Here is a 20,461-nt window from a genome sequence, read left to right as displayed (position 1 = left end):
GGTCAAGGGCGGGGGTGCTGTCCGCTTGCGATGGAATTGCGGCAAAAACCCGGCGGTCGGGCTAAATTTTTATGACGTAAGCTACTGATCTAAGAAGACTTTCTAGCTAGAATAAGTCGTTTTTATGCGACACCCTCTTTCGGCCGGCCAGCTTCGCAGTCACACCAAGGCCGTTGACTCCATCCCCAGGCTTGCCTAACCATCCCTCAACGGATGGTCGTTTGGCCATCCCACGAGGATGGTCATCTGACCATCCTCGGATATAACGGATGGTTCCGGATCGGTGTTATGCCTTTCCGGATGAAAAGGGAATGTGACGGGGCGGACCCAAACCGGGCGCCTTCATCACAGCCGACCCCGCGACTGTAGAGCGGTCAGGGTCTTCCATCCGGCATCCAGCCCTTCCGGCCGGCAGTCTGCAATGGTGCAGGCGGGCAGGGCGGGCGACATGCCGGAAAAGCCACTGGACATGCATTGTGATCAACCGGGGTCGGACGCCTCTATTTCTACGAATCGTCCACCTCTTCACCGATGCGGCCGGGAAGGCGAGGCAGATCCGCCGGCACGATCAGGGGCGACCGGTTTCCGGTCTGCCCCGATTGCGGCCGACAACCGCGAGCCAGGAGACCTGCCATTCGTGCCGGGCGAGAAGCCCAACCCTGGGCAAGAGACCCGCTGCCAGCACGGAGGTTGTTTTGGCTGAACGATTGAATTCGGCGCTGCCTTGTGTGGTGCGTATGGATTTCCCCTTCTCCCCCGCGGGGAGAAGGTGGCCCGAAGAGGGGGCCGCACGGCGCCTCCGTCATTTTGCCCTTCGCTTGTGCTCAGTGCATTCGCGGCTTCGCCGCTCACCCCCTCAACCGCCTGCCGGCACCTTCTCCCCGCTGGGGAGAAGAGGGATGTGGCGCCGCCGCGCCCTCTCTAGCGGGAGCGCTTGCGTATGACGATCGCTTCGACCAACACCACCTTTATCCTCGGCGGCGCACGCTCCGGCAAATCCCGCTTTGCCGAAAACCTTGTCGTTTCAACCGGCCTCGACCGCCACTATCTCGCGACCGGCCGGGCCTGGGACGACGAGATGCAGGCGCGCATTGCCCAGCACAGGACCGATCGCGGCCTCTCCTGGACGACGCATGAGGAGCCGCTCGATCTCGTTGGCAAGCTTGCCGCCATCGACGGCGAGGGGCGTATCGTGCTGATCGACTGCCTGACGCTCTGGGCCACCAATCTGATGATGGAGGAGCGGGATATGACCGCGGAGTTTACGGCGCTCGCTGATTTCCTGCCTGACGCGAAGGCGCGGCTCGTTTTCGTTTCCAACGAGGTCGGCCTCGGCATCGTGCCCGACAATCGCATGGCGCGGGATTTTCGCGATCATGCCGGCCGTCTCCACCAGATGATCGCGGCAAAGGCCGCCGGAGTCTATTTCATCGCGGCAGGATTGCCGCTGAAAATGAAGGGTTAAATCCATGAACCAGCAGAAAATTCCCGCAACCGTCATCACCGGTTTCCTTGGCGCCGGCAAGACGACGATGATCCGCAATCTGCTCACCAATGCCGGCGGCAAGAAGATCGCGCTGATCATCAACGAGTTCGGCGATCTCGGCGTCGACGGCGAGGTGCTGAGGGGCTGCGGCGCAGAAAACTGCAGCGAGGACGATATCATCGAGCTGACCAATGGCTGCATCTGCTGCACAGTTGCCGACGACTTCATCCCAACGATGACAAAGCTCCTGGAACGGGAACAGCGGCCCGACCATATCGTCATCGAAACCTCCGGCCTTGCTTTGCCGCAGCCGCTGGTCGCGGCCTTCAACTGGCCTGACATCCGCACCCAGGTCACCGTCGATGGCGTCATCACGGTGGTCGACAGCGCCGCCGTCGCCGCCGGCCGCTTCGCCGACGACCACGATGCTGTCGAGGCAGCGCGGAGTGAGGATGAATCGCTCGATCACGAGAGCCCGATCGAGGAGCTGTTCGAGGATCAGCTCACCTGCGCCGATCTGATCGTGCTCAACAAGACCGACCTGATCGACGTGGCCGGTCTTAGCCGGGTGCGCGACGAGGTCGCTTCCCGCACTGCACGCAAGCCGGCAATGATCGAGGCGAGGAACGGCGAGGTGCCGGCCGGCATCCTGCTCGGTCTCGGCATCGGCACGCAGGACGATATCGCCAATCGCAAGTCGCATCACGAACTCGAGCATGAGGACGGCACACCGCACGATCATGACGAATTCGATAGCTTCGTCGTCGATCTCGGCCCGGTCGCCGATATTGCCAGTTTCGTCGAGGCGCTGAAGAGCATCATATCAACCCATGACGTGCTGCGCCTCAAGGGCTTCGTCGACGTTGCCGGCAAGCCGATGCGCCTGCAACTCCAGGCCGTCGGCAGCCGCATCGACCACTATTTCGATCGCGCCTGGACGCCTGGGGAACAGCGCGGCACACGTCTCGTCGTCATCGGCCTGCATGAGATGGATGAGGCTGCTGTGCGGATGGCGATCGAGGCGCTGGTATAAACGGATGCATCTGCTTCTGGCCCAGCAGGGAACGATCAGCGACGGCGAGGAGGCGATCGACCTCGGCCAGACGCCGGGCGATATCCTGTGCCTGTCGGCCGCCGACAGCGAGTTGGCGGCAATCGCAGCCGCCCATCGCGCCTGCGGTGGCCCGCATTCGCTGCGGCTCGCCAGTCTCATGAGCCTCAAGCACCCGATGTCGGTCGATACCTATGTCGAGCGCACGGCGCGGCATGCCAGGCTCATCATCGTGCGGGCGCTCGGGGGCGCCAGCTATTTCCATTATGCGCTGGAGGCACTGCATGCTTGTGCGGCCCGCAATGGCGCGCTGATTGCGGTATTGCCCGGCGATGCCAGGCCGGATGCGGGGTTGACGCCGTTTTCGAATGTCGGGCTCGACGAACTCAACGCGCTCTGGACCTATCTGATCGAGGGCGGCGATGCCAATGCGCGCGCCTTTCTTGATTATGCCGGGGCGATGCTGTCGGGCGCGGAAAAGCCAGCACCGGCGGTGCCTTTGATGAAGGCCGGCCTCTGGTGGCCGGGGCGGGGGCTGATCGGGGTCGAGGAGTGGCGGCGGGTGACACATTCGGCGGAGAAGGTGGCGGTGGGGCCAATCGTCGCCATCAGCTTCTACCGCGCCCTCGTGCAGAGCGGCGAAACCGGGCCGATCGAGGCGCTGATCGAAGCCTTGCAGGCGCAGGGCCTCCGGCCGCTGCCGGTCTTTGCCTATAGCCTCAAGGATCCCGTCTCGACCGGCATTCTCGAAAGCGTGTTTTCAGCGCTGAAACCTGATGTTGTGATCAACACGACCGGCTTTGCCGTCTCCGCGCCCGGTGCCGACCGGCAGCCGACGGTGCTGGAGGCGAATGGGGCGGTGGTGCTGCAGGCAATCCTGTCGGCCTCGTCGCGGGAGGCATGGGCAGCTTCGTCGCAAGGCCTGTCGGCGCGCGATCTCGGCATGAACGTGGCGCTGCCCGAAGTCGACGGCCGGGTGCTGGCGCGGGCGGTCTCCTTCAAGACGGCGGCGCGTTACGATGCGGCTGTCGAAACCAACATTGTCGCCAGCGAACCAGTCGCCGGCCGGGTGCGCTATACGGCGGAACTCGCGGCCAACTGGGCGCGGCTGCGCGCCACGCCGGCACACGACCGGCGCATCGCGCTCGTCATGGCGAACTACCCGAACCGCGACGGCCGGCTCGGCAACGGGGTCGGCCTGGATACGCCGGCCGGCAGCATCCAGGTGCTTCGCGCGATGGAAGCAGCGGGTTACCCGCTCTCCGATATTCCGGCCGATGGCGACACGCTGATCCGGCATTTGATGGAAGGACCGACCAATTCGGGACATGACGGCCGCGTCATCCGCGAGACGTTATCCCTGAGTCTCTACAACAGCTTCCTGGCGTCTCTTCCCAATCAGATTCAGGATGAGGTCAGGGCCCGTTGGGGCGATCCCGGGAACGATCCGTATTTTCGCGACGGCGCCTTCGTCCTGCCTTTTGCCCGCTTCGGTGGCGTTCTCGTCGGCATTCAGCCGGCGCGCGGCTATAATATCGATCCGAAGGAGAGCTACCATTCGCCGGATCTCGTGCCGCCACACGGTTATCTTGCCTTCTACGCCTTCCTGCGGGGAAAATTCGGCGCCCACGCGGTCATTCATATGGGCAAACACGGCAATCTCGAATGGCTGCCGGGCAAGGCACTGGCGCTGTCGGAGACCTGTTATCCCGAGGCCATCCTCGGGCCGCTGCCGCATCTCTATCCCTTCATCGTCAACGATCCGGGCGAGGGCAGTCAGGCCAAGCGCCGGGCTGCCGCCGTCATCATCGATCACCTGACGCCGCCTTTGACCCGGGCCGAGAGCTATGGGCCGCTCAAGGATCTGGAAGCGCTCGTCGACGAATATTACGAGGCCTCCGGCGGCGATCCCCGCCGCATCCGGCTGCTCAGCCGGCAGATCCTCGATCTTGTCACCGATATCGGCCTCGACCGGGATGCCGGCATAACGAGCGGCGAAAGCGAAGGCGAAGCGCTGAAGAAGCTCGATGCCTATCTCTGCGACCTCAAGGAAATGCAGATTCGCGATGGACTGCATGTGTTCGGCGTTTCGCCGGAGGGGCGGCTGCTGACCGATTTGACCGTGGCGCTGGCCAGGGTGCCGCGTGGGCTGGGCGAGGGTGGGGATGCGAGTCTGCAGCGGGCAATTGCGGGGGATGTGTTGAAAAACCCCTCCCCAACCCCTCCCCACAAGGGGGAGGGACTTACCGCTGCGCTCGCGGCAACCTTGGCTACGAAAGCTGATGATGAGACGGTGCGCCCAGCTAGCCCCTCCCACCTGTGGGGAGGGGTTGGGGAGGGGCCTTCTTTCGACCCGCTCGACTGCGACATGGCCGCACTCTGGACCGGCCCGCGGCCCGCCATCCTCGCAGGCCTCCTCGACGCCCCCTGGCGCACCAACGGCGACACCGTCGAGCGGATCGAGCTGCTGGCGGCGAAATTCGTTGCCGGTGAGATGGAATGCCCGACTCTCTGGTCCCAAACCAGATTGGTGCTTTTCGAGATCGAGACCCGTCTCAAGCCTTCGATTCTTGCCTGCGGCGCGGCTGAGATATCAGGCCTGCTTTCCGGCCTCGACGGCCGCTTCGTGGCCCCTGGCCCCTCCGGCGCCCCGACCCGCGGGCGGCCCGATGTCTTGCCAACGGGTCGCAATTTCTATTCGGTCGACAGCCGCGCGGTGCCGACGCCGGCGGCTTACGAACTCGGCAAGAAATCCGCCGAGCTGCTGATCCGCCGCTATGTACAGGATCACGGCGACTGGCCCGTCTCCTTCGGGCTGACGGCCTGGGGCACGTCGAACATGCGCACCGGCGGCGACGATATCGCCCAGGCGTTGGCGCTGATCGGCGTCAAGCCGCTCTGGGATATGAGCTCGCGCCGCGTCACCGGCTATGAGATCATACCGCAGGCTGTGCTCGGGCGGCCGCGTGTCGACGTGACGCTCCGGATCTCCGGCTTCTTCCGTGACGCCTTTCCCGAGCAGATCACGCTGTTCGATAGGGCGATCCGCGCTGTCGGCGCGCTTGAAGAGGATGAGACCGACAACCCGATCGCAGCCCGCATGTGCGGCGAAGCGGCAAGACTTGCGGCTGCCGGTCTCGACGCCGCCGCGGCGAAACGCCGGGCGGGCTACCGGGTCTTCGGCTCGAAGCCCGGCGCTTATGGTGCCGGATTACAGGCGCTGATCGACGAAAAGGGCTGGGAGCGGCGGGCCGATCTCGCAGAGGCCTATCTCGTCTGGGGCAGCTATGCCTATGGCGCCGGCGAGGAGGGCAAGGCCGAACGCGGGCTGTTCGAGGAGCGGCTGCGCTCGGTGCAGGCCGTCGTTCAGAACCAGGACAATCGCGAGCACGACCTGCTCGACAGCGATGACTACTACCAGTTCGAGGGCGGCATGGCGGCGGCGGCCGAACAGCTGACCGGCGCGCGTCCCTCGATCTATCACAACGATCATTCGAGACCGGAAAAGCCGGTGATCCGTTCGCTGGAGGAGGAGATCGGCCGCGTCGTGCGCGGGCGTGTCGTCAATCCGAAATGGATATCGGGCGTCATGCGCCACGGCTACAAGGGCGCGGCCGAGATCGCCGCCACGGTCGACTATCTCTTCGCTTTCGCGGCGACGACGGGCGCAGTCGGCGCCCATCATTTCGAGGCAGTCTATCAGGCTTTCGTCACCGATCCCACTGTGCGCGATTTCATGGTGGAAAAGAATCCGGCGGCATTCGACGAGATGACGGCGCGGCTCTCTGAGGCGATCGACCGCAGCCTCTGGACGCCGCGCAGCAATTCGGCCCGGTTCGACCTGGCCAAACAACAGAATGAGGTGAACCGATGACTGACGAGATCCCGGACAACGAAACGGCCAAGGACGATGCGCGCCATGCCGAGAAGATGGCGAAGAAGAAGGCCGCGCGCGACAAGATCATGGCGACCAAGACCGATGGCAAGGGGCTGATCATCGTCCATACCGGCAAGGGCAAGGGCAAATCATCGGCTGCCTTCGGCATGATTTTCCGCCACATCGCTCATGGCAAACCGTCTGCCGTCGTGCAGTTCATCAAGGGCGCGATGTGGACCGGCGAGCGGGATCTGATCGAGACGCATTTTTCCGATCTCTGCCAGTTCCACACCATGGGCGAGGGTTTCACCTGGGAAACGCAGGACCGCGCCCGCGACGTCGCTGCGGCTTCTGCTGCCTGGGAGAAGGCCAAGGAACTGATCCGCGACGAACGCAATTCCATGGTGCTGCTCGACGAAATCAACATCGCGCTGCGTTACGACTATCTCGATATCAACGAGGTCGTCGAATTCCTGAAGAGCGAGAAGCCCGCCATGACGCATGTCGTGCTGACCGGGCGCAACGCCAAAGAGGAATTGATCGAGATCGCCGATCTGGTGACGGAGATGGAACTCGTCAAGCATCCTTTCCGCTCCGGCATCAAGGGCCAGCCGGGCGTTGAATTCTGAGGCGTTCGAAGACGACGAGATTAGGTTCGGCGGCTAGACGCCGAGCCAGACGCGCAGCGGATTTGCCGGGTCGGCGAGCAGTTTGACGGCAAGGGCGACGCAGACGATCACCAGCAGCGGCTTGATCAGCTTTGCGCCGATCCGCATGGCGAGCCGCGAACCGAGCTGCGCGCCGAGGAACTGGCAAACGCCCATCAACAGGCCGATCTTCCAGAGTATCGCGCCGAAGCTTGCGAAGACGATCAGCGCGCCGAGATTCGAGCCGAGATTGAGGAGCTTGGTGTGGGCGGTCGCCTTCAGCACGCCGAAGCCCGCGAGCGTGACGAAGGCGAGCATGAAGAAGGAACCGGTGCCGGGGCCGAAGACCCCGTCATAGAGGCCGATGGCCGGGACCAGCGTCAGGCCGAAGGCGAAGGGCGTGATGCGGCGATGGGTGTCGACGTCGTTGAGGTTCGGTTTGACGGCAAAGAAGATCGCGATCGACAGCAGCAGCACCGGCATGATCGCTTGCAGCATCTGTCCGGGCACGATCGTGGCAAGGGCAGCGCCTAGCGCCCCGCCCATGACCGCCATCAGCGCCATCGGCAGCTGTTCGTGAAGCTGCACATGGCCCTTGCGGGCATAGGCGAGTGTTGCCGAAGCGGCGCCGAAGATCGACTGCACCTTGTTGGTGCCAAGCGTCTGGAGCGGCGGAATGCCGGCGATCAGCATGGCGGGAACGGTGATGAGACCGCCGCCGCCGGCAATCGAATCGACGAAACCGGCAAAGAAGGCTGCCGCGCAGAGCAGCAGAAGCAGATGAAGGGCAATGTCAGGCAAGACGGTATTCCGGAGGGGCTTTCGGCTGGCTTTGTTGCATTTCCCGTCTCAAGCTGCAATGGCTGCAAGGACACAGCAGGGTACGTTCGGCAGCTTCGATGAGTGACATTCCCTTCGATACGGTTAGGCCCTTCGATACGGTCAGGCGCCACGTGCTCGGGCTCGGCTGCGAGCGCGGGACGGCGCCGGCCGAACTGCTGGCCCTGGCCATTGCCGCGCTTGAGGCGGCTGGTATCGGCAAGGGGGATCTCGCGGCTATCGCTTCCATCGATAGCCGCAGGCAGGAGCCGGCCATTCTTGCCGTCGCCGTGCATTTTGCGGTGCCCGTATTGTTCTTCGATGCGCCGCGGCTGGAAGAGGAAACGCCGCGGCTCAAAAATCCTTCAGATATCGTCTTTGCCCGCGTCGGCTGCCACGGCGTGGCGGAATCGGCGGCACTGGCGGCCATCGGCCCGGATGCGGAATTCTTGCTCGGCAAGATCAAATCCGCGCATGCGACGGCGGCGATTGCCCGCATCGGGTTGCAGAAAGGCTGACGGGCGTTATGGTGGCGGCAATTCGCGGCGCTGTCCGGCGGCTCGCGGTTTACATCTAGAGGACATATCATGCACAAGGTCATTTATGACACTGACCCGGGCGTCGACGACGCTATGGCGCTTCTTTTCCTGCACCGCCATCTTGAAATCGATCTGATCGGCATCACCACGGTATTCGGCAATGCCTCGGTGGAGACGACGACGCGCAATGCGCTCTTCCTCAAGCGCGAATGGAATATCCCGGCACCTGTCGCCAAAGGCGCCAGTGTCACCATCGACCCCTCGCGCGCCGAGCGGGAATGGCCTTCCATGGTGCATGGCGACAACGGTCTCGGCGATATCGCGGTGCCTGAGACGATCGACCTGCCGCTCGATCCGCGCCCGGCACATCGCTTCATCATCGACACGGTCCGCGCCCATCCGGGCGAGGTCCGCCTGGTGGCCGTCGGCCGGATGACCAATCTGGCGCGGGCACTGAAGGAAGACCCGGAGATTGCGCGCCTGGTCAAGGACGTCGTCATCATGGGCGGTAATTTCTACGTGCCGGGCAATGTCTCGCCGGTCGCAGAGGCCAATATCCACGGCGATCCCGAAGCTGCCGACATCGTCATGACCGCGCCCTGGAAGGTCACCGTCATCGGCCTCGACGTCACCTCGATCACCACGATGAGCCGCAGCTATCTCGGCGAAATGGCGGCCAGGGGCGACGGGGCGGTGAAGCTGCTCGACGCGCTGTCGCAGTCTTACATCGATTTTTACAAGCATGCGGTCGAAGACGGCATGATGGTGCATGACAGCTGCGCTTCAGTCTATGTCGTGGCGCCGGAGCTGTTCTCGTCGATATCGGGTGCGGTGCGCGTTGTCTGCGGCGGCATTGCCGACGGCCAGACCATCGTCAAGCCGGACGGCCGCCGTTTCCCGCCGGGCGACTGGGACGGCCTGCCCAGTCAGGTCGTCTGCACCGGCATCGAATCGGAGAAGGTCATCAATCTCATCCGCGATACGCTGCTTACGGTTTGACCCTTGAGAGGTCGGCTGCATCGCGGCCGGCCTTCGCGATCATATGATAATATATTCATATTGTTATCAGGGTTTTCGGAGAATTCGAATCCGCTTCCTCGCAAAGTGAGTCACGGTTATCTCAGCAACTTCAGGTGAGGCGTGGCGCGCGGCGTTGACCTTGGCCTTTCCGGGGCCTAGATCAACAAAATGTTGAATAGCCAACTCTCCCATCTTCCGGCGCTGGAGCCGGGCAGCGTCTGGCTCGTCGGCGCCGGTCCCGGCGATCCAGGCCTCCTGACCCTGCTTGCCGCCAAGGGGCTTTCCCAGGCTGACGTCATCGTGCATGACGCGCTGGTCAACGAGGAATGCCTGGCGCTGGCGCGGCCGGAGGTGGTGGTGGAATATGCGGGAAAACGAGGCGGCAAGCCTTCGGCGATACAGCGCGACATTTCTCTGAGGCTGGTGGAGCTGGCGCGTGCCGGCAAGCGGGTGCTGCGGCTGAAAGGCGGCGATCCCTTCGTCTTCGGCCGCGGCGGCGAGGAAGCGCTGATGCTGGTCGAGCATAACATCCCCTTCCGCATCGTGCCCGGCATCACCGCCGGCATTGGCGGGCTCGCCTATGCCGGCATCCCGGTGACACATCGCGACATCAACCATGCCGTCACCTTCGTCACCGGCCACGATTCTTCCGGCATCGTGCCCGACCGGATCGACTGGGAGGCGATCGGCCGCGGCTCGCCCGTTATCGTCATGTATATGGCGATGAAACATATCGCCGAGATCAGCGCCCGGCTGATCGCCGCCGGCCGGCACGCCTCCGAACCCGTCGCTTTCGTCTGTAACGCCGCCACCGGCCGGCAGCAGGTGCTGGAAACCACGCTGGGCGAGGCAGCCGAGGCGGTCGCTGCCGCCGGGCTCGAACCGCCGGCCGTGGTCGTCGTCGGCGAGGTGGTGCGGCTCAGGGCCTCGCTCGACTGGCTCGGCGCGCTCGCCGGCCGGCGTTTGCAGCCCGATCCGTTCCGCCAGGCGGGCAAGGTGCCGGTATGAGCGGCCTCCTGATCGCAGCCCCTTCCTCCGGCGCCGGCAAGACGACGGTGACGCTTGGGCTGCTGCGGGCGCTGCGCCGGCGCGGCGTCGCGGTCGCACCTGGCAAGGCCGGCCCCGATTACATCGACCCCGCCTTCCATGCGGCGGCGAGCGGCACGCCTTGTCTGAATTTCGATCCCTGGGCGATGCGGCCGGAGCTGATCTCGGCCAATGCTGCCCTTCACCGCTCTGGCGACCGCATCCTGGTCATCGAGGCGATGATGGGTCTGTTCGACGGAGCGGCCGACGGAAAGGGGACGGCGGCCGATCTTGCCGCCCAGCTCGGCCTTTCCGTGGTGCTCGTCGTCGACGCTTCGCGCATGTCGCAATCGGTGGCGCCGCTGGTGTCAGGCTTTGCCGGCTTCCGCGCCGATGTCCGCGTTGCCGGCGTCATCCTCAACAAGGTCGGCAGCGAACGGCATGAGGCGATGCTGCGCCAGGCACTGGAAGCGATCCGCATGCCCGTTGTCGCCGTGATCGGCAACGACAAGGCGATTTCCCTGCCGGAGCGCCATCTCGGTCTCGTCCAGGCCGGCGAGCACGCGACGCTCGAGAATTTCATCGATCATGCGGCGGACGCCGTGTCCGAGGAATGCAATTTCGAATTCCTGCTGCGCATTGCCAGGCAGGGGCTCAATCGGCCGTCGGCCGCCAATATCGATCGGCTGATGCCGATCGGCGCCCGCATCGCCGTGGCGCGCGACGTCGCCTTCGCCTTTTCCTACGAGCATATGCTGCTTGGGTGGCGCCGCCGCGGGGCTGATATTTCCTTCTTCTCGCCGCTTGCCGACGAGGCGCCGGCCGGTGACGCCGATGCGATCTATCTGCCGGGCGGTTATCCCGAGCTGCATGCGGGGCAGCTCTCTCAAGCGCAGATTTTCCGTGCCGGCATGCTCGATGCGGCGGCGCGCGGCATCCGGATCTATGGCGAGTGCGGCGGATACATGATGCTCGGCGATGGGCTGATCGATGCGACAGGCAAGCGCCACGAAATGCTCGGCCTGCTGCCTGTCGTCACCAGTTATGCCGAGCGCCGGCGCCATCTCGGCTATCGCCGTGTGACGCCGCTCGACGGCGCCTTCTTCGCGCGGACGATGACGGCGCATGAATTCCACTATTCCACCGTTGTCTCCGAGGGTGAGGGAAAGCGGCTGTTTACAGCGCAGGATGCGCTGGGAACCGATCTCGGTGCTGTCGGGCTGCGCCGCGGCCAGGTGGCGGGATCCTATATGCACCTGATCGACCTTGCGAGAGCGGCCGCATGAGCGCGCCGATTGCCCATGGCGGCGGCATCACCGCAGCCGCCGCCGGCTTCGGCGGCAGACCGGAAGAGTGGCTCGACCTTTCCACCGGCATCAATCCCTGTCCCGTCGCTCTGCCCGAGATCCCGGCACAGGCCTGGCGCCGACTACCGGACAGGCATCTCGTCGATGAGGCACGGTTTGCGGCCCGCGACCATTATGGCAGCGGCGAGATCTTGCCGCTGCCGGTGCCCGGAACGCAATCGGTGATCCAGCTTCTACCACGCCTGCTTTGGCGGGAAAGGCAGGTTGCCGCGACGGACGATCATATCGCCGCTGGGGACAACAGGGTTGCCGTGACGGACAACAGGGTTGCAGTGACGGACAACAGCGTTGCCGTGGTAGCGCCGACCTATGGCGAATATGCGCGCGCTTTTACATCGGCTGGTTTTGCCGTCGATGCGGTCGGCGATGTCGCCGAGATCGGGGCGGAGCATCGGCTAGCCGTCGTCGTCAATCCGAACAATCCAGACGGCAGGATCTGGCCGGCCGAAGCGCTGATTGCCCTGCACGACAGCATGACGGCGGCAGGCGGATTTCTCGTCGTCGACGAGGCTTTCGGTGATACCGATCCGGCGCTGAGCCTCGCGGCCCGCGCGCAAGAACTTCCCAACCTGGTTATCTTCCGCTCCTTCGGAAAGTTTTTCGGGCTTGCCGGCCTGCGGCTGGGGTTTGCGATTGCGCGCGAGGATATTCTCGCGCGTTTCGAGGACTGGCTCGGCCCCTGGGCGGTCTCCGGCCCGGCGCTGTCGATTGCCGCCTCGCTGCTGCGTTCCGACGTCTCCGTGATTCGTCACTCTCTCGATGAACGCAGCGCCGCCCTGCAGACGACGCTGGCCTCGGCCGGATTGCGGATCAGGGGAGGGACGGCATTGTTCACCCTAGTTGCCGATGGCAGGGCGAGTGACATTTACACGCATCTTTGCCGGCATCATATTCTCGTCCGCAAGTTCGATTATGCGCCGGATTGGCTGCGTTTCGGCCTGACGCCGGATGCGGCGGCGGACAGACGGCTTGGTGAAGCTCTTCAGGGATTTGAGCGATGACGATCGACGAAAACCTTCTGGTCCTGCTTCTGGCGCTGCTGCTCGACCGGATCGCCGGTGATCCGCAATGGCTGTGGTCGCGCGTGCCGCATCCCGTCGTCATCTTTGGCGCGGCGATCTCTTACGCCGATCAGCAGCTCAATCCCTCAAGCCTTACGGGTTCCCAGCGCCGGATGAACGGCGTTGCGGCGATCCTGGCGCTGCTTCTGCTGTCGATCGCCGCAGGCTTCGTGTTCGACCGGTTCTTCGCGCTCTTCGGGCTTGTCGGCCTCGTGCTGGAGGCCGGCCTGGTGGCGATCTTCCTGGCGCAGAAGAGCCTTGCCGATCACGTCGCGGCAGTCGCTGTGGCCTTGCGCGGCGAGGGGCTTGCCGGCGGCCGGAACGCCGTCTCGCGCATCGTCGGGCGCGATCCCGAGACCCTCGACGAGCCGGCCGTCTGCCGCGCGGCGATCGAAAGCCTGGCGGAAAATTTCTCCGACGGCGTCGTGGCGCCGGCCCTTTGCTATGCCGTCTTCGGCCTGCCGGGCCTGCTCGCCTACAAGATGCTGAACACGGCCGATTCGATGATCGGCCACAGGTCGGAAAAATACATCGATTTCGGCTGGGCCGCGGCCCGGCTCGACGATATCGCCAACTGGCCGGCCGCGCGCCTCTCCATCCTGCTGATCGCCGCCGGCGCCTGGATCCGGCGCGGCATGAGCCCCTGCCGCGAGGCGATCCGGGTGGCGGTGCGCGACGGCGGCCTGCATCGCTCGCCGAATTCCGGCCGGCCGGAGGCGGCAATGGCCGGTGCCCTCAACGTCCAGCTCGCCGGCCCGCGCATCTATGGTGGTGTCGTCGTGACGGAGCCGATGATCAACAATCCCGGCCGCGACGTTGCCACCGCTGGCGACATCGAGGACGGCGTGTCGGTGTTTTATGCCAGCTGCATGGTGCTGACCGGTCTGATCTTCGGGTTGTTTTTGTGTTTTTTGTAGGCTGTGCGTGAGGGCACCCCCTCTGTCCTGCCGGACATCTCCCCCACAAGGGGGGAGATCGGATGGGCGCAATGGTCTCCCAAACAATTATCGCGTCGTTATTTCGATACGGCAGAAAGGGACGGATGATCCAAACGTCTTGCCGATCTCCCCACCTGTGGGGAGATGCCCGGCAGGGCAGAGGGGGTAACCACCGACACCCCAGTGGACAGCTCCGGCTCAAACGTTTATGCGAAGCGCCTCATATCTCATCAGACCGGAAGCAGAGCGATGACAGTTCAGGTTGAATTACCGTGCCCGAAGTGCAAGAGCACCAAGATGAAGTTCGAGCGGGCCGAGATCCGCGAGACGGATATCATCACCTGTGCCGCCTGCGGTCACAATCTCGGCACGATGGCCTCGATCCGTGAGAAGATGAACAAGGCCTACCAGCGGCTCAACCGGCCTTCGGCTCCACGCAAGCTCCAGTGAGGCGGACCGCTGTCCTGCAGCGGCGCTTCTGGCTTCAGTGTGTTAAAATTGTGATTACCATTCGGGTTAAAGCTAAATAATAAGTATTGCCGTAGTCTCTCTGTCGTGAGGGCGCAATTAAACTGCGCGGGTGCGAAGAGGGGTTATTCATGAAGACGATTTTGGCGGCCGCGGCCGCAAGTTTATTGCTGCAGTTTTCTCCCGTTGCCGCCGAGGCGGCGACGCTGGTCGCCAATATCAGTATCGGCAAGCAGACGATGACCGTCACCGAGAACGGCTTCGTCAAGTATCGCTGGAAGGTTTCGACCGCGCGCAACGGCTATGTCACGCCGACCGGTTCGTGGAGCGCCAAGTGGCTGTCACGCGATCACCGTTCCCGGAAATACGACAATGCGCCGATGCCCTATGCGGTGTTCTTCAACGGCGGTTACGCCGTTCACGCCACCTTCGACCTGAAGCGCCTGGGCCGGCCGGCCTCGCATGGCTGCGTCCGCCTGCATCCCGAGAATGCGGCCCAGTTTTTCTCGCTGGCGCGCCAGGCCGGCCTTGCCAATACCCGTGTGGTGATTACCCGCTGATTTTCTTTTCCAGCTCATCCATATCGGGGACGACGATATGTCTGATGTTCTCGATGCGGATGACGCCGCTTTTGCGCAGCCGGGTCAACTGGCGGCTGACGGTTTCGATCGTCAGCCCAAGAAAATCGGCGATCTCGGCGCGCGATAGCGGCAGGTCGAAGGCGGTGCTGGTGGCTGTTTCCGGCTCGGCATGCGTGGCGATGAGGTGGAGCAGGCTTGCGACCTTCTCCTCGGCGGTGCGCCGGCCGAGCGTCAGCATCCATTCGCGCGCGGCGTCCAGTTCCTTCAGCGCCTGATCGTGCAGGCTGCGCTGCAGCTCCGGCGTCTCCAGTATCATGCGGTCGAGCAGATTGCGGGGGAAGACACAGATCTCCGCATCGGTCGCAGCCTCGGCCGACAGCGTGCTTTCGCGCATGAACGGCCTGCCGACAAAATCGGGGGCGAATTGCAAGCCGACGATCTGCTGGCGACCGTCCGGCATCACCTTACAGAGCTTCACCACCCCGCGCATGATGTTCGAATAGAAGGAGCTTTCCGCGCCCTGAGCGACGATTTCCGAACCGGCATCGACCTTGCGGCGTAGCGAGTGGCGGCCGAGTTCCTGCAACTGGCTGCTCGACAAGGCGCCGCAGACGACGCCGTGCCGGGCCTGGCAGGAGCGGCAAGCGACAGGCGTGCCGAGCTCGGAAACCTTACTGCGTGCGACGTCCATTTCCTGATCCTTCGAAATCCGGATGCAGCCGGCATGCCCGGGCATGGCTGGCTCTTCCGAGACGATTACGCCCCGATTGCGGGTTCGGCTATCCCGATTTCTTCCCGTGCCGTTTGATGATTATCAAAATCGCGGGGCTTGCGATTTGATCCAGATCAAGTGTCCGTGCTTGCGGCTCCGCCCGGGAAGGGCGCTTGCGCCGAGGCGAGGCCGTACGCGGCTTTGATTCGGATGCTTGTTGGGCCACCGGTACAGGGGGTGCAGTGGCTTCGCCCCGGCTCGGGTGACGGCAAAGGCCTGCATTCCATTGCTGTTTAGGCAACACCCGACCGGCAAATTGCCGCAACGCCCGGACGAAAGCATTGGCTTTTGAAATGGATTTGCCTATGAGGGGATTTAAATCGTCATTTCATGAGGTACAGCGCGTGACCGCTACATTCGATAAAGTTGCCGACATTATTGCAGAAACCAGCGAGATCGACCGCGCGACGATCACGCCGGAGAGCCATACGATCGACGACCTCGGTATCGACAGCCTCGATTTCCTCGACATCGTCTTTGCAATCGACAAGGAATTCGGCATCAAGATTCCGCTCGAAAAGTGGACGCAGGAAGTCAACGAGGGCAAGGTTTCCACCGAAGAATATTTCGTGCTGAAGAATCTCTGCGCCAAGATCGACGAGCTTAAAGCAGCCAAGGCCTGAAGACATAACCGTCTTTTTTGAGCGCCCTGCCGCCTGACTATGGCGGCCGGGCGGTTTCGTTCCTAACTAGGCGTCACCGGCGGGCGGATCTGGCCTGTCGGGCCGGAGGATCCGAATGCTGCTGGAATATTTCCAGATGATTGACCGTGTCGAAGCGGTGGACCTGAAGAAGGGCACGTTGAAGGCGCGATCCGTTGTGCCGGCCAAGAGCCCTGTGTTCGAGGGTCATTTTCCCGGCATGCCGCTCGTTCCCGGCGTGCTTCTGATCGAGACCATGGCGCAGGCCTCCGGCATGCTGGTGCTTGCCGTCACCGATTTTGCCGCCATGCCCTTCCTGATGACGGTCGACGGCGCCAAGATGCGCACCTTCGTCGAGCCGGAAGCCGTGCTCGACATCGAGGCGGTGCTCGAACACGACGGTTCGGGTTTCGCGGTCACCAAGGCTAAAATCACCAGCGCCGGCAAGAAGGTCTGCGATGCGCAGCTGAAGCTTCGCACCATGCCGTTTTCCGAGGTGCCGCTCGGCGATATCGTGAAAAAACGTGCCGGCGAGATCGGGCTTCTCGAAGCGATCGCGGCGCAGGGAGTGATTGGATGAGCAAGGCTGCAAACGACGTCGTCATCTCGGGCATCGGCATCGTCACCTGTCAGGGCGTCGGCAAGGATGCGCATATCGCGCTTCTCCAGGCCGACAAAGCTCCGAAGGCAATCGTCGAGACCGAGAAGTTCAAGCCCTATCCGGTGCATCCGCTGCCCGAGATCGACTGGTCGCAGCAGATCGCCAAGCGCGGCGACCAGCGCCAGATGGAAAACTGGCAGCGCATCGGTGTCTTCGCCGCCGGCTTGGCACTCGACGATGCCGGCTTCAAGGACGATCTCGAGGCCTGCGGCACGATGGATATGATCGTGGCGGCCGGCGGCGGCGAGCGCGACATCAATGTCGACACGCTGATCGTCGACGAGGCGTTGAAGCGCAACGACCGTGAATTGCTGCTGAACGAGAAGCTGACGACGGAGCTCAGGCCGACACTGTTCCTCGCCCAGCTTTCCAACCTGCTCGCCGGCAATATCTCGATCGTGCACAAGGTCACCGGCTCGTCCCGCACCTTCATGGGCGAGGAAGCGGCCGGCATTTCAGCTGTCGAGACCGCCTTCTACCGTATCAAGTCAGGCGAATCCTCGCATGCGCTGGTTGGCGGCGCCTTTGCGGCCGAGCGGCCGGATATGATCCTGCTCACCGAAGCGATCGGCGCCCATGCGCGCGGCGACTGGGTGCCGCTTTGGTCCCGCAGACCCAGCGACGGCGGCGGCATGATCACCGGTTCGGCAGGCGCCTTCCTGGTGCTCGAATCGCGTCAGCATGCGGAAGCGCGCGGCGCGCATATCTATGCGGTGATCGACGCGGTCGAAGGCGACCGCGGCAACCGCAATGCCGGCAATCTCGAGGTCCGGTTGGAGCGGCTTTTAGCACCTGCCGCCGGGTTTGCCGCCGAAAGCACGGCGATCTTTTCCGGCTCGACCGGCATGCACGACCTTGCCGCCCGTGAGCGGGCGGTGCTCGAACACCAGCTGCCGGGTGCCGCAATCCGCGGCTTTGGCGGCGTCACCGGCCATACGATCGAGACGCAGTTCACGCTGGGTCTGGCGCTTGCAGCGCTTGCCGTCGACGGCAAGGCCAAGGTTCCGCCCTTCGATGCCGCCCATGAGGCGCCGATGCAGGCAGGCGCCACCGCCGCCGTCGTGACCGCGGTCGGACACCAGCGCGGCGAGGGCGTCGCCGTCCTTTCCGCAAATGCGTGAGGAGGGAAAGATATGACAGCTTCCGCTTACAGAGATCACCTCGGCCGTCCGATCGTGGCCGTGACCGGCATGGGTATCATCACCTCGCTCGGTCAAGGTCTCAGCGACAACTGGGCAGCGCTTTCGTCAGGCACGTCCGGTATCCACGAGATCAACCGTTTCCCGACCGAGGGATTATCGACGCGGATCGCCGGCACGGTCGATTTCATCGCCATCCCGGCCCCGAATGCCGTCGAGCGCTCCTACGCCTTCGCCCGCGAAACGACGATCGAGGCGCTTGCCGATGCCGGCCTTTCCGGCGATTTCAATGGCCCGCTGTTCCTCGCCGCTCCGCCGATCGAGCCGGAATGGAGCGCGCGTTTCGAGCTTGCCGACCGTTCGCCGGCCTCCGAGCATCCCGGCGACGCCTATAAGCGTTTCCTGACGGCGCTGCGCCAGCGGCCGGACCCGGCTTTCCATGAGGCGGCCCTGTTCGGCGCTATTTCGGAGCGGCTTGCCGACCGGTTCGGCACTCGGGGCCTTCCCGTTACGCTGTCGACGGCCTGTGCTTCCGGCGTCACGGCTATCCAGCTCGGCATCGAGGCGATCCGCCAGGGCCGCACGACCCGCGCGCTGACGGTTGCAACCGACGGATCGCTGAGCGCCGAGGCCCTGATCCGCTTCTCGCTGCTGTCGGCCCTTTCGACGCAGAACGATCCGCCGACCAAGGCTTCCAAGCCGTTCAGCAAGGATCGCGATGGTTTCGTTATCGCCGAAGGTGCGGCGACCCTGGTGCTGGAATCGCTGGAAGCGGCGGTTGCCCGCGGCGCCAAGGTGCTCGGCATCATGAAGGGCGCCGGCGACAAGGCCGACAGCTTTCACCGCACCCGGTCGTCTCCGGATGGCGGGCCGGCGATCGCGACGATCCGCGCGGCCCTTGCCGATGCCGGCATCGACGAGAGCGGCATCGGCTATATCAATGCCCATGGCACGTCGACGCCCGAGAACGATAAGATGGAATATGGGGCGATGTCGGCCGTCTTCGGCGAACGGATCGCCGGCATCCCGGTTTCCTCGAACAAGTCGATGATCGGTCATACGCTGACGGCGGCGGGCGCCGTCGAGGCGGTGTTCTCGCTGCAGACGATGCTGACCGGCACGCTGCCGCCGACGATCAACTACACCAATCCGGATCCGTCGATCGTGCTGGATGTCGTACCGAACAAGAAGCGGGAAGCGCAGGTTTCCGCCGTGCTTTCCAACTCCTTCGGCTTCGGCGGTCAGAATGCCAGCCTTGTCATGGCGCTCGAACCGGCTTAAGCGGTTCCCGACACATTTTCTGAGAGGAATTACGCCTTCGAGGCGAGGGGTTTTGCCATGCGCGCTTTGCAACTGATTGACGACCGCAAGCTGGAGATCACCGACCTGCCGGAACCCGAGGCCCCTGGCGCCGGCGAGGTGACGCTGCGCGTCAAGGCGGTTGCGCTCAACCATATCGACGTCTGGGGCTGGCGCGGCATGGCATTCGCCAAGCGCAAGATGCCGCTGGTCATCGGTGCCGAGGCTTCCGGCGTCGTCGAAGCGATTGGGCCTGGTGTCGCCAACGTGCTGCCTGGCCAGCTGGTCTCGATCTACGGCGCGCGCACCTGCGGCGTCTGCCGCCCGTGCCGCGAAGGTCGCGACAATCTCTGCGAACATGTCTCCGGCGTGCACGGTTTCCATCTCGACGGCTTTGCGCAGGAGAAGGTCAACCTTCCCGCGCGCCTGCTGGTACCGGCCCCTCCCGGCGTCGACGCGATCGGTGCAGCACTTGCGCCCGTCACCTTCGGCACGGTCGAGCACATGCTGTTCGACAATGCCAGGCTCGAGCCCGGCGAGACGATCCTCGTCCACGCCGGCGGCTCTGGCATAGGCACGGCGGCGATCCAGCTTGCCAAGAAAATCGGCTGCACCGTCATCACCACGGTCGGTTCGGACGACAAGATCGAAAAGGCCAAGGCGCTCGGCGCCGATCATGTCATCAACTACCGCACCGACCGCTTCGAGGGCGTGGTGCGCAAGCTCACCAAGAAGAAGGGTGTCGACGTCGTTTTCGAACATGTCGGCAAGGATACCTGGGCAGGCTCGATGCTCTGCATGAAGCGCGGCGGGCGGCTTGTGACCTGCGGTTCGACCTCGGGAGTTTCCACGGAGATGAACCTGATGATGCTGTTCCAGCAGCAGCTGAAGCTCTTCGGTTCGTTCGGCTGCCGCATGGAGAACATGGCCGATGCGATGCAGAAGATGGGCCGCGGGCTCGTGTATCCGGTCATCGACACCGAGGTCAGCTTCAGCGATATCGACCGGGCGCTGGAGCGGATGGAATCGCGCCAGATCTTCGGCAAGATCATTCTGAAGATGGATTGAG

Annotated in this window: 19 protein-coding genes and 1 riboswitch; of the genes, 17 read left to right on the top strand and 2 right to left on the bottom strand. The window is 63.8% G+C overall.

Going from position 1 to position 20,461, the window contains the following annotated elements; genetic code table 11:
- Positions 1 to 253: 253 nt before the first annotated feature.
- A riboswitch (cobalamin riboswitch) is annotated at positions 254 to 650 on the top strand.
- Between the two features lie 290 nt (positions 651 to 940).
- From cobU to cobO, 4 genes are read left to right on the top strand one after another with little or no spacing between them, the layout of a single operon-like run.
- A complete protein-coding gene (gene cobU / locus AMK05_RS12860; RefSeq protein WP_064838935.1) occupies positions 941 to 1,465 on the top strand; it encodes a bifunctional adenosylcobinamide kinase/adenosylcobinamide-phosphate guanylyltransferase in 525 nt (174 codons plus the stop codon).
- A 4-nt stretch (positions 1,466 to 1,469) separates the two neighbouring features.
- Complete coding sequence (gene cobW / locus AMK05_RS12855) at positions 1,470 to 2,519, top strand: cobalamin biosynthesis protein CobW (protein ID WP_064838932.1); 1,050 nt, start codon at positions 1,470 to 1,472, stop codon at positions 2,517 to 2,519.
- Between the two features lie 4 nt (positions 2,520 to 2,523).
- Positions 2,524 to 6,411 (top strand): cobaltochelatase subunit CobN, encoded by a 3,888-nt coding sequence (cobN, locus tag AMK05_RS12850; protein WP_064838930.1) that lies wholly within the window; start codon positions 2,524 to 2,526, stop codon positions 6,409 to 6,411.
- Positions 6,408 to 7,043: a cob(I)yrinic acid a,c-diamide adenosyltransferase gene (gene cobO, locus AMK05_RS12845; RefSeq protein WP_064838928.1), complete on the top strand. Its 636-nt coding sequence runs from the start codon at positions 6,408 to 6,410 to the stop codon at positions 7,041 to 7,043. Before cobN ends, cobO begins: the two co-directional genes overlap by 4 nt.
- A gap of 33 nt (positions 7,044 to 7,076) precedes the next feature.
- On the opposite strand, the gene AMK05_RS12840 is transcribed toward cobO, so the two are convergent.
- Positions 7,077 to 7,862, bottom strand: a complete 786-nt coding sequence (locus AMK05_RS12840; protein ID WP_064838926.1) for a TSUP family transporter — start codon at positions 7,860 to 7,862, stop codon at positions 7,077 to 7,079.
- Positions 7,863 to 7,960: 98 nt separating this feature from the next.
- Between AMK05_RS12840 and AMK05_RS12835 the strand changes: the two genes are divergently transcribed.
- From AMK05_RS12835 to AMK05_RS12800, 8 genes are all read left to right on the top strand, one after another.
- Positions 7,961 to 8,398: a cobalamin biosynthesis protein gene (locus tag AMK05_RS12835; protein ID WP_064838923.1), complete on the top strand. Its 438-nt coding sequence runs from the start codon at positions 7,961 to 7,963 to the stop codon at positions 8,396 to 8,398.
- 69 nt (positions 8,399 to 8,467) lie between these two features.
- On the top strand, positions 8,468 to 9,418 hold the full coding sequence (locus AMK05_RS12830) for a nucleoside hydrolase (protein ID WP_064838921.1): 951 nt from the start codon (positions 8,468 to 8,470) through the stop codon (positions 9,416 to 9,418).
- A gap of 189 nt (positions 9,419 to 9,607) precedes the next feature.
- On the top strand, positions 9,608 to 10,447 hold the full coding sequence (gene cobA / locus AMK05_RS12825) for a uroporphyrinogen-III C-methyltransferase (RefSeq protein ID WP_064838918.1): 840 nt from the start codon (positions 9,608 to 9,610) through the stop codon (positions 10,445 to 10,447).
- Entirely contained in the window at positions 10,444 to 11,751 is a 1,308-nt protein-coding gene (locus AMK05_RS12820) for a cobyrinate a,c-diamide synthase (RefSeq protein WP_064838916.1), read from the top strand. The genes cobA and AMK05_RS12820 overlap by 4 nt, the downstream gene beginning before the upstream one ends.
- The gene (locus AMK05_RS12815; protein ID WP_064838914.1) at positions 11,748 to 12,833 is read left to right on the top strand and encodes a threonine-phosphate decarboxylase; all 1,086 of its coding nucleotides are present in this window, start codon (positions 11,748 to 11,750) and stop codon (positions 12,831 to 12,833) included. Before AMK05_RS12820 ends, AMK05_RS12815 begins: the two co-directional genes overlap by 4 nt.
- Positions 12,830 to 13,810: an adenosylcobinamide-phosphate synthase CbiB gene (gene cbiB / locus AMK05_RS12810; protein WP_064838912.1), complete on the top strand. Its 981-nt coding sequence runs from the start codon at positions 12,830 to 12,832 to the stop codon at positions 13,808 to 13,810. The genes AMK05_RS12815 and cbiB overlap by 4 nt, the downstream gene beginning before the upstream one ends.
- Positions 13,811 to 14,080: 270 nt before the next feature.
- The gene (locus AMK05_RS12805; RefSeq protein ID WP_064838911.1) at positions 14,081 to 14,281 is read left to right on the top strand and encodes an ECs_2282 family putative zinc-binding protein; all 201 of its coding nucleotides are present in this window, start codon (positions 14,081 to 14,083) and stop codon (positions 14,279 to 14,281) included.
- 149 nt (positions 14,282 to 14,430) lie between these two features.
- Complete coding sequence (locus AMK05_RS12800) at positions 14,431 to 14,859, top strand: L,D-transpeptidase (protein WP_064838910.1); 429 nt, start codon at positions 14,431 to 14,433, stop codon at positions 14,857 to 14,859.
- On the opposite strand, the gene AMK05_RS12795 is transcribed toward AMK05_RS12800, so the two are convergent.
- Positions 14,849 to 15,571, bottom strand: coding sequence for a Crp/Fnr family transcriptional regulator (locus AMK05_RS12795; RefSeq protein ID WP_064841357.1), 723 nt, complete (start codon positions 15,569 to 15,571; stop codon positions 14,849 to 14,851). The genes AMK05_RS12800 and AMK05_RS12795 overlap by 11 nt on opposite strands.
- 425 nt (positions 15,572 to 15,996) lie before the next feature.
- On the opposite strand from AMK05_RS12795, the gene AMK05_RS12790 reads away from it, so the two are divergent.
- From AMK05_RS12790 to AMK05_RS12770, 5 genes are all read left to right on the top strand, one after another.
- Positions 15,997 to 16,275 (top strand): acyl carrier protein, encoded by a 279-nt coding sequence (locus AMK05_RS12790; protein WP_003540486.1) that lies wholly within the window; start codon positions 15,997 to 15,999, stop codon positions 16,273 to 16,275.
- Positions 16,276 to 16,390: 115 nt separating this feature from the next.
- A complete protein-coding gene (locus AMK05_RS12785; RefSeq protein WP_003564235.1) occupies positions 16,391 to 16,873 on the top strand; it encodes a 3-hydroxyacyl-ACP dehydratase FabZ family protein in 483 nt (160 codons plus the stop codon).
- Positions 16,870 to 18,075, top strand: a complete 1,206-nt coding sequence (locus tag AMK05_RS12780) for a beta-ketoacyl-ACP synthase (RefSeq protein WP_064838908.1) — start codon at positions 16,870 to 16,872, stop codon at positions 18,073 to 18,075. The genes AMK05_RS12785 and AMK05_RS12780 overlap by 4 nt, the downstream gene beginning before the upstream one ends.
- 12 nt (positions 18,076 to 18,087) lie before the next feature.
- Positions 18,088 to 19,374 carry a beta-ketoacyl-ACP synthase gene (locus AMK05_RS12775; RefSeq protein WP_064838906.1) on the top strand — a complete coding sequence of 429 codons (1,287 nt, stop codon included), beginning with the start codon at positions 18,088 to 18,090 and terminating at the stop codon, positions 19,372 to 19,374.
- A 57-nt stretch (positions 19,375 to 19,431) separates the two neighbouring features.
- Complete coding sequence (locus tag AMK05_RS12770; protein ID WP_064838904.1) at positions 19,432 to 20,460, top strand: zinc-binding dehydrogenase; 1,029 nt, start codon at positions 19,432 to 19,434, stop codon at positions 20,458 to 20,460.
- Position 20,461: the final 1 nt, after the last annotated feature.

Source organism: Rhizobium sp. N324, assembly GCF_001664485.1.
Lineage (GTDB): Bacteria > Pseudomonadota > Alphaproteobacteria > Rhizobiales > Rhizobiaceae > Rhizobium.
Note: the sequence above shows the minus strand (reverse complement) of the source record. Positions and strands in the feature narration are given on the sequence as shown.

Coding starts and splice junctions, on each gene's coding strand:
- cobU (WP_064838935.1), top strand. CDS start 941: ATGACGATCGCTTCGACCAACACCACCTTTATCCTCGGCGGCGCACGC.
- cobW (WP_064838932.1), top strand. CDS start 1,470: ATGAACCAGCAGAAAATTCCCGCAACCGTCATCACCGGTTTCCTTGGC.
- cobN (WP_064838930.1), top strand. CDS start 2,524: ATGCATCTGCTTCTGGCCCAGCAGGGAACGATCAGCGACGGCGAGGAG.
- cobO (WP_064838928.1), top strand. CDS start 6,408: ATGACTGACGAGATCCCGGACAACGAAACGGCCAAGGACGATGCGCGC.
- AMK05_RS12835 (WP_064838923.1), top strand. CDS start 7,961: ATGAGTGACATTCCCTTCGATACGGTTAGGCCCTTCGATACGGTCAGG.
- AMK05_RS12830 (WP_064838921.1), top strand. CDS start 8,468: ATGCACAAGGTCATTTATGACACTGACCCGGGCGTCGACGACGCTATG.
- cobA (WP_064838918.1), top strand. CDS start 9,608: ATGTTGAATAGCCAACTCTCCCATCTTCCGGCGCTGGAGCCGGGCAGC.
- AMK05_RS12820 (WP_064838916.1), top strand. CDS start 10,444: ATGAGCGGCCTCCTGATCGCAGCCCCTTCCTCCGGCGCCGGCAAGACG.
- AMK05_RS12815 (WP_064838914.1), top strand. CDS start 11,748: ATGAGCGCGCCGATTGCCCATGGCGGCGGCATCACCGCAGCCGCCGCC.
- cbiB (WP_064838912.1), top strand. CDS start 12,830: ATGACGATCGACGAAAACCTTCTGGTCCTGCTTCTGGCGCTGCTGCTC.
- AMK05_RS12805 (WP_064838911.1), top strand. CDS start 14,081: ATGACAGTTCAGGTTGAATTACCGTGCCCGAAGTGCAAGAGCACCAAG.
- AMK05_RS12800 (WP_064838910.1), top strand. CDS start 14,431: ATGAAGACGATTTTGGCGGCCGCGGCCGCAAGTTTATTGCTGCAGTTT.
- AMK05_RS12795 (WP_064841357.1), bottom strand. CDS start 15,571: ATGGACGTCGCACGCAGTAAGGTTTCCGAGCTCGGCACGCCTGTCGCT.
- AMK05_RS12785 (WP_003564235.1), top strand. CDS start 16,391: ATGCTGCTGGAATATTTCCAGATGATTGACCGTGTCGAAGCGGTGGAC.
- AMK05_RS12780 (WP_064838908.1), top strand. CDS start 16,870: ATGAGCAAGGCTGCAAACGACGTCGTCATCTCGGGCATCGGCATCGTC.
- AMK05_RS12775 (WP_064838906.1), top strand. CDS start 18,088: ATGACAGCTTCCGCTTACAGAGATCACCTCGGCCGTCCGATCGTGGCC.
- AMK05_RS12770 (WP_064838904.1), top strand. CDS start 19,432: ATGCGCGCTTTGCAACTGATTGACGACCGCAAGCTGGAGATCACCGAC.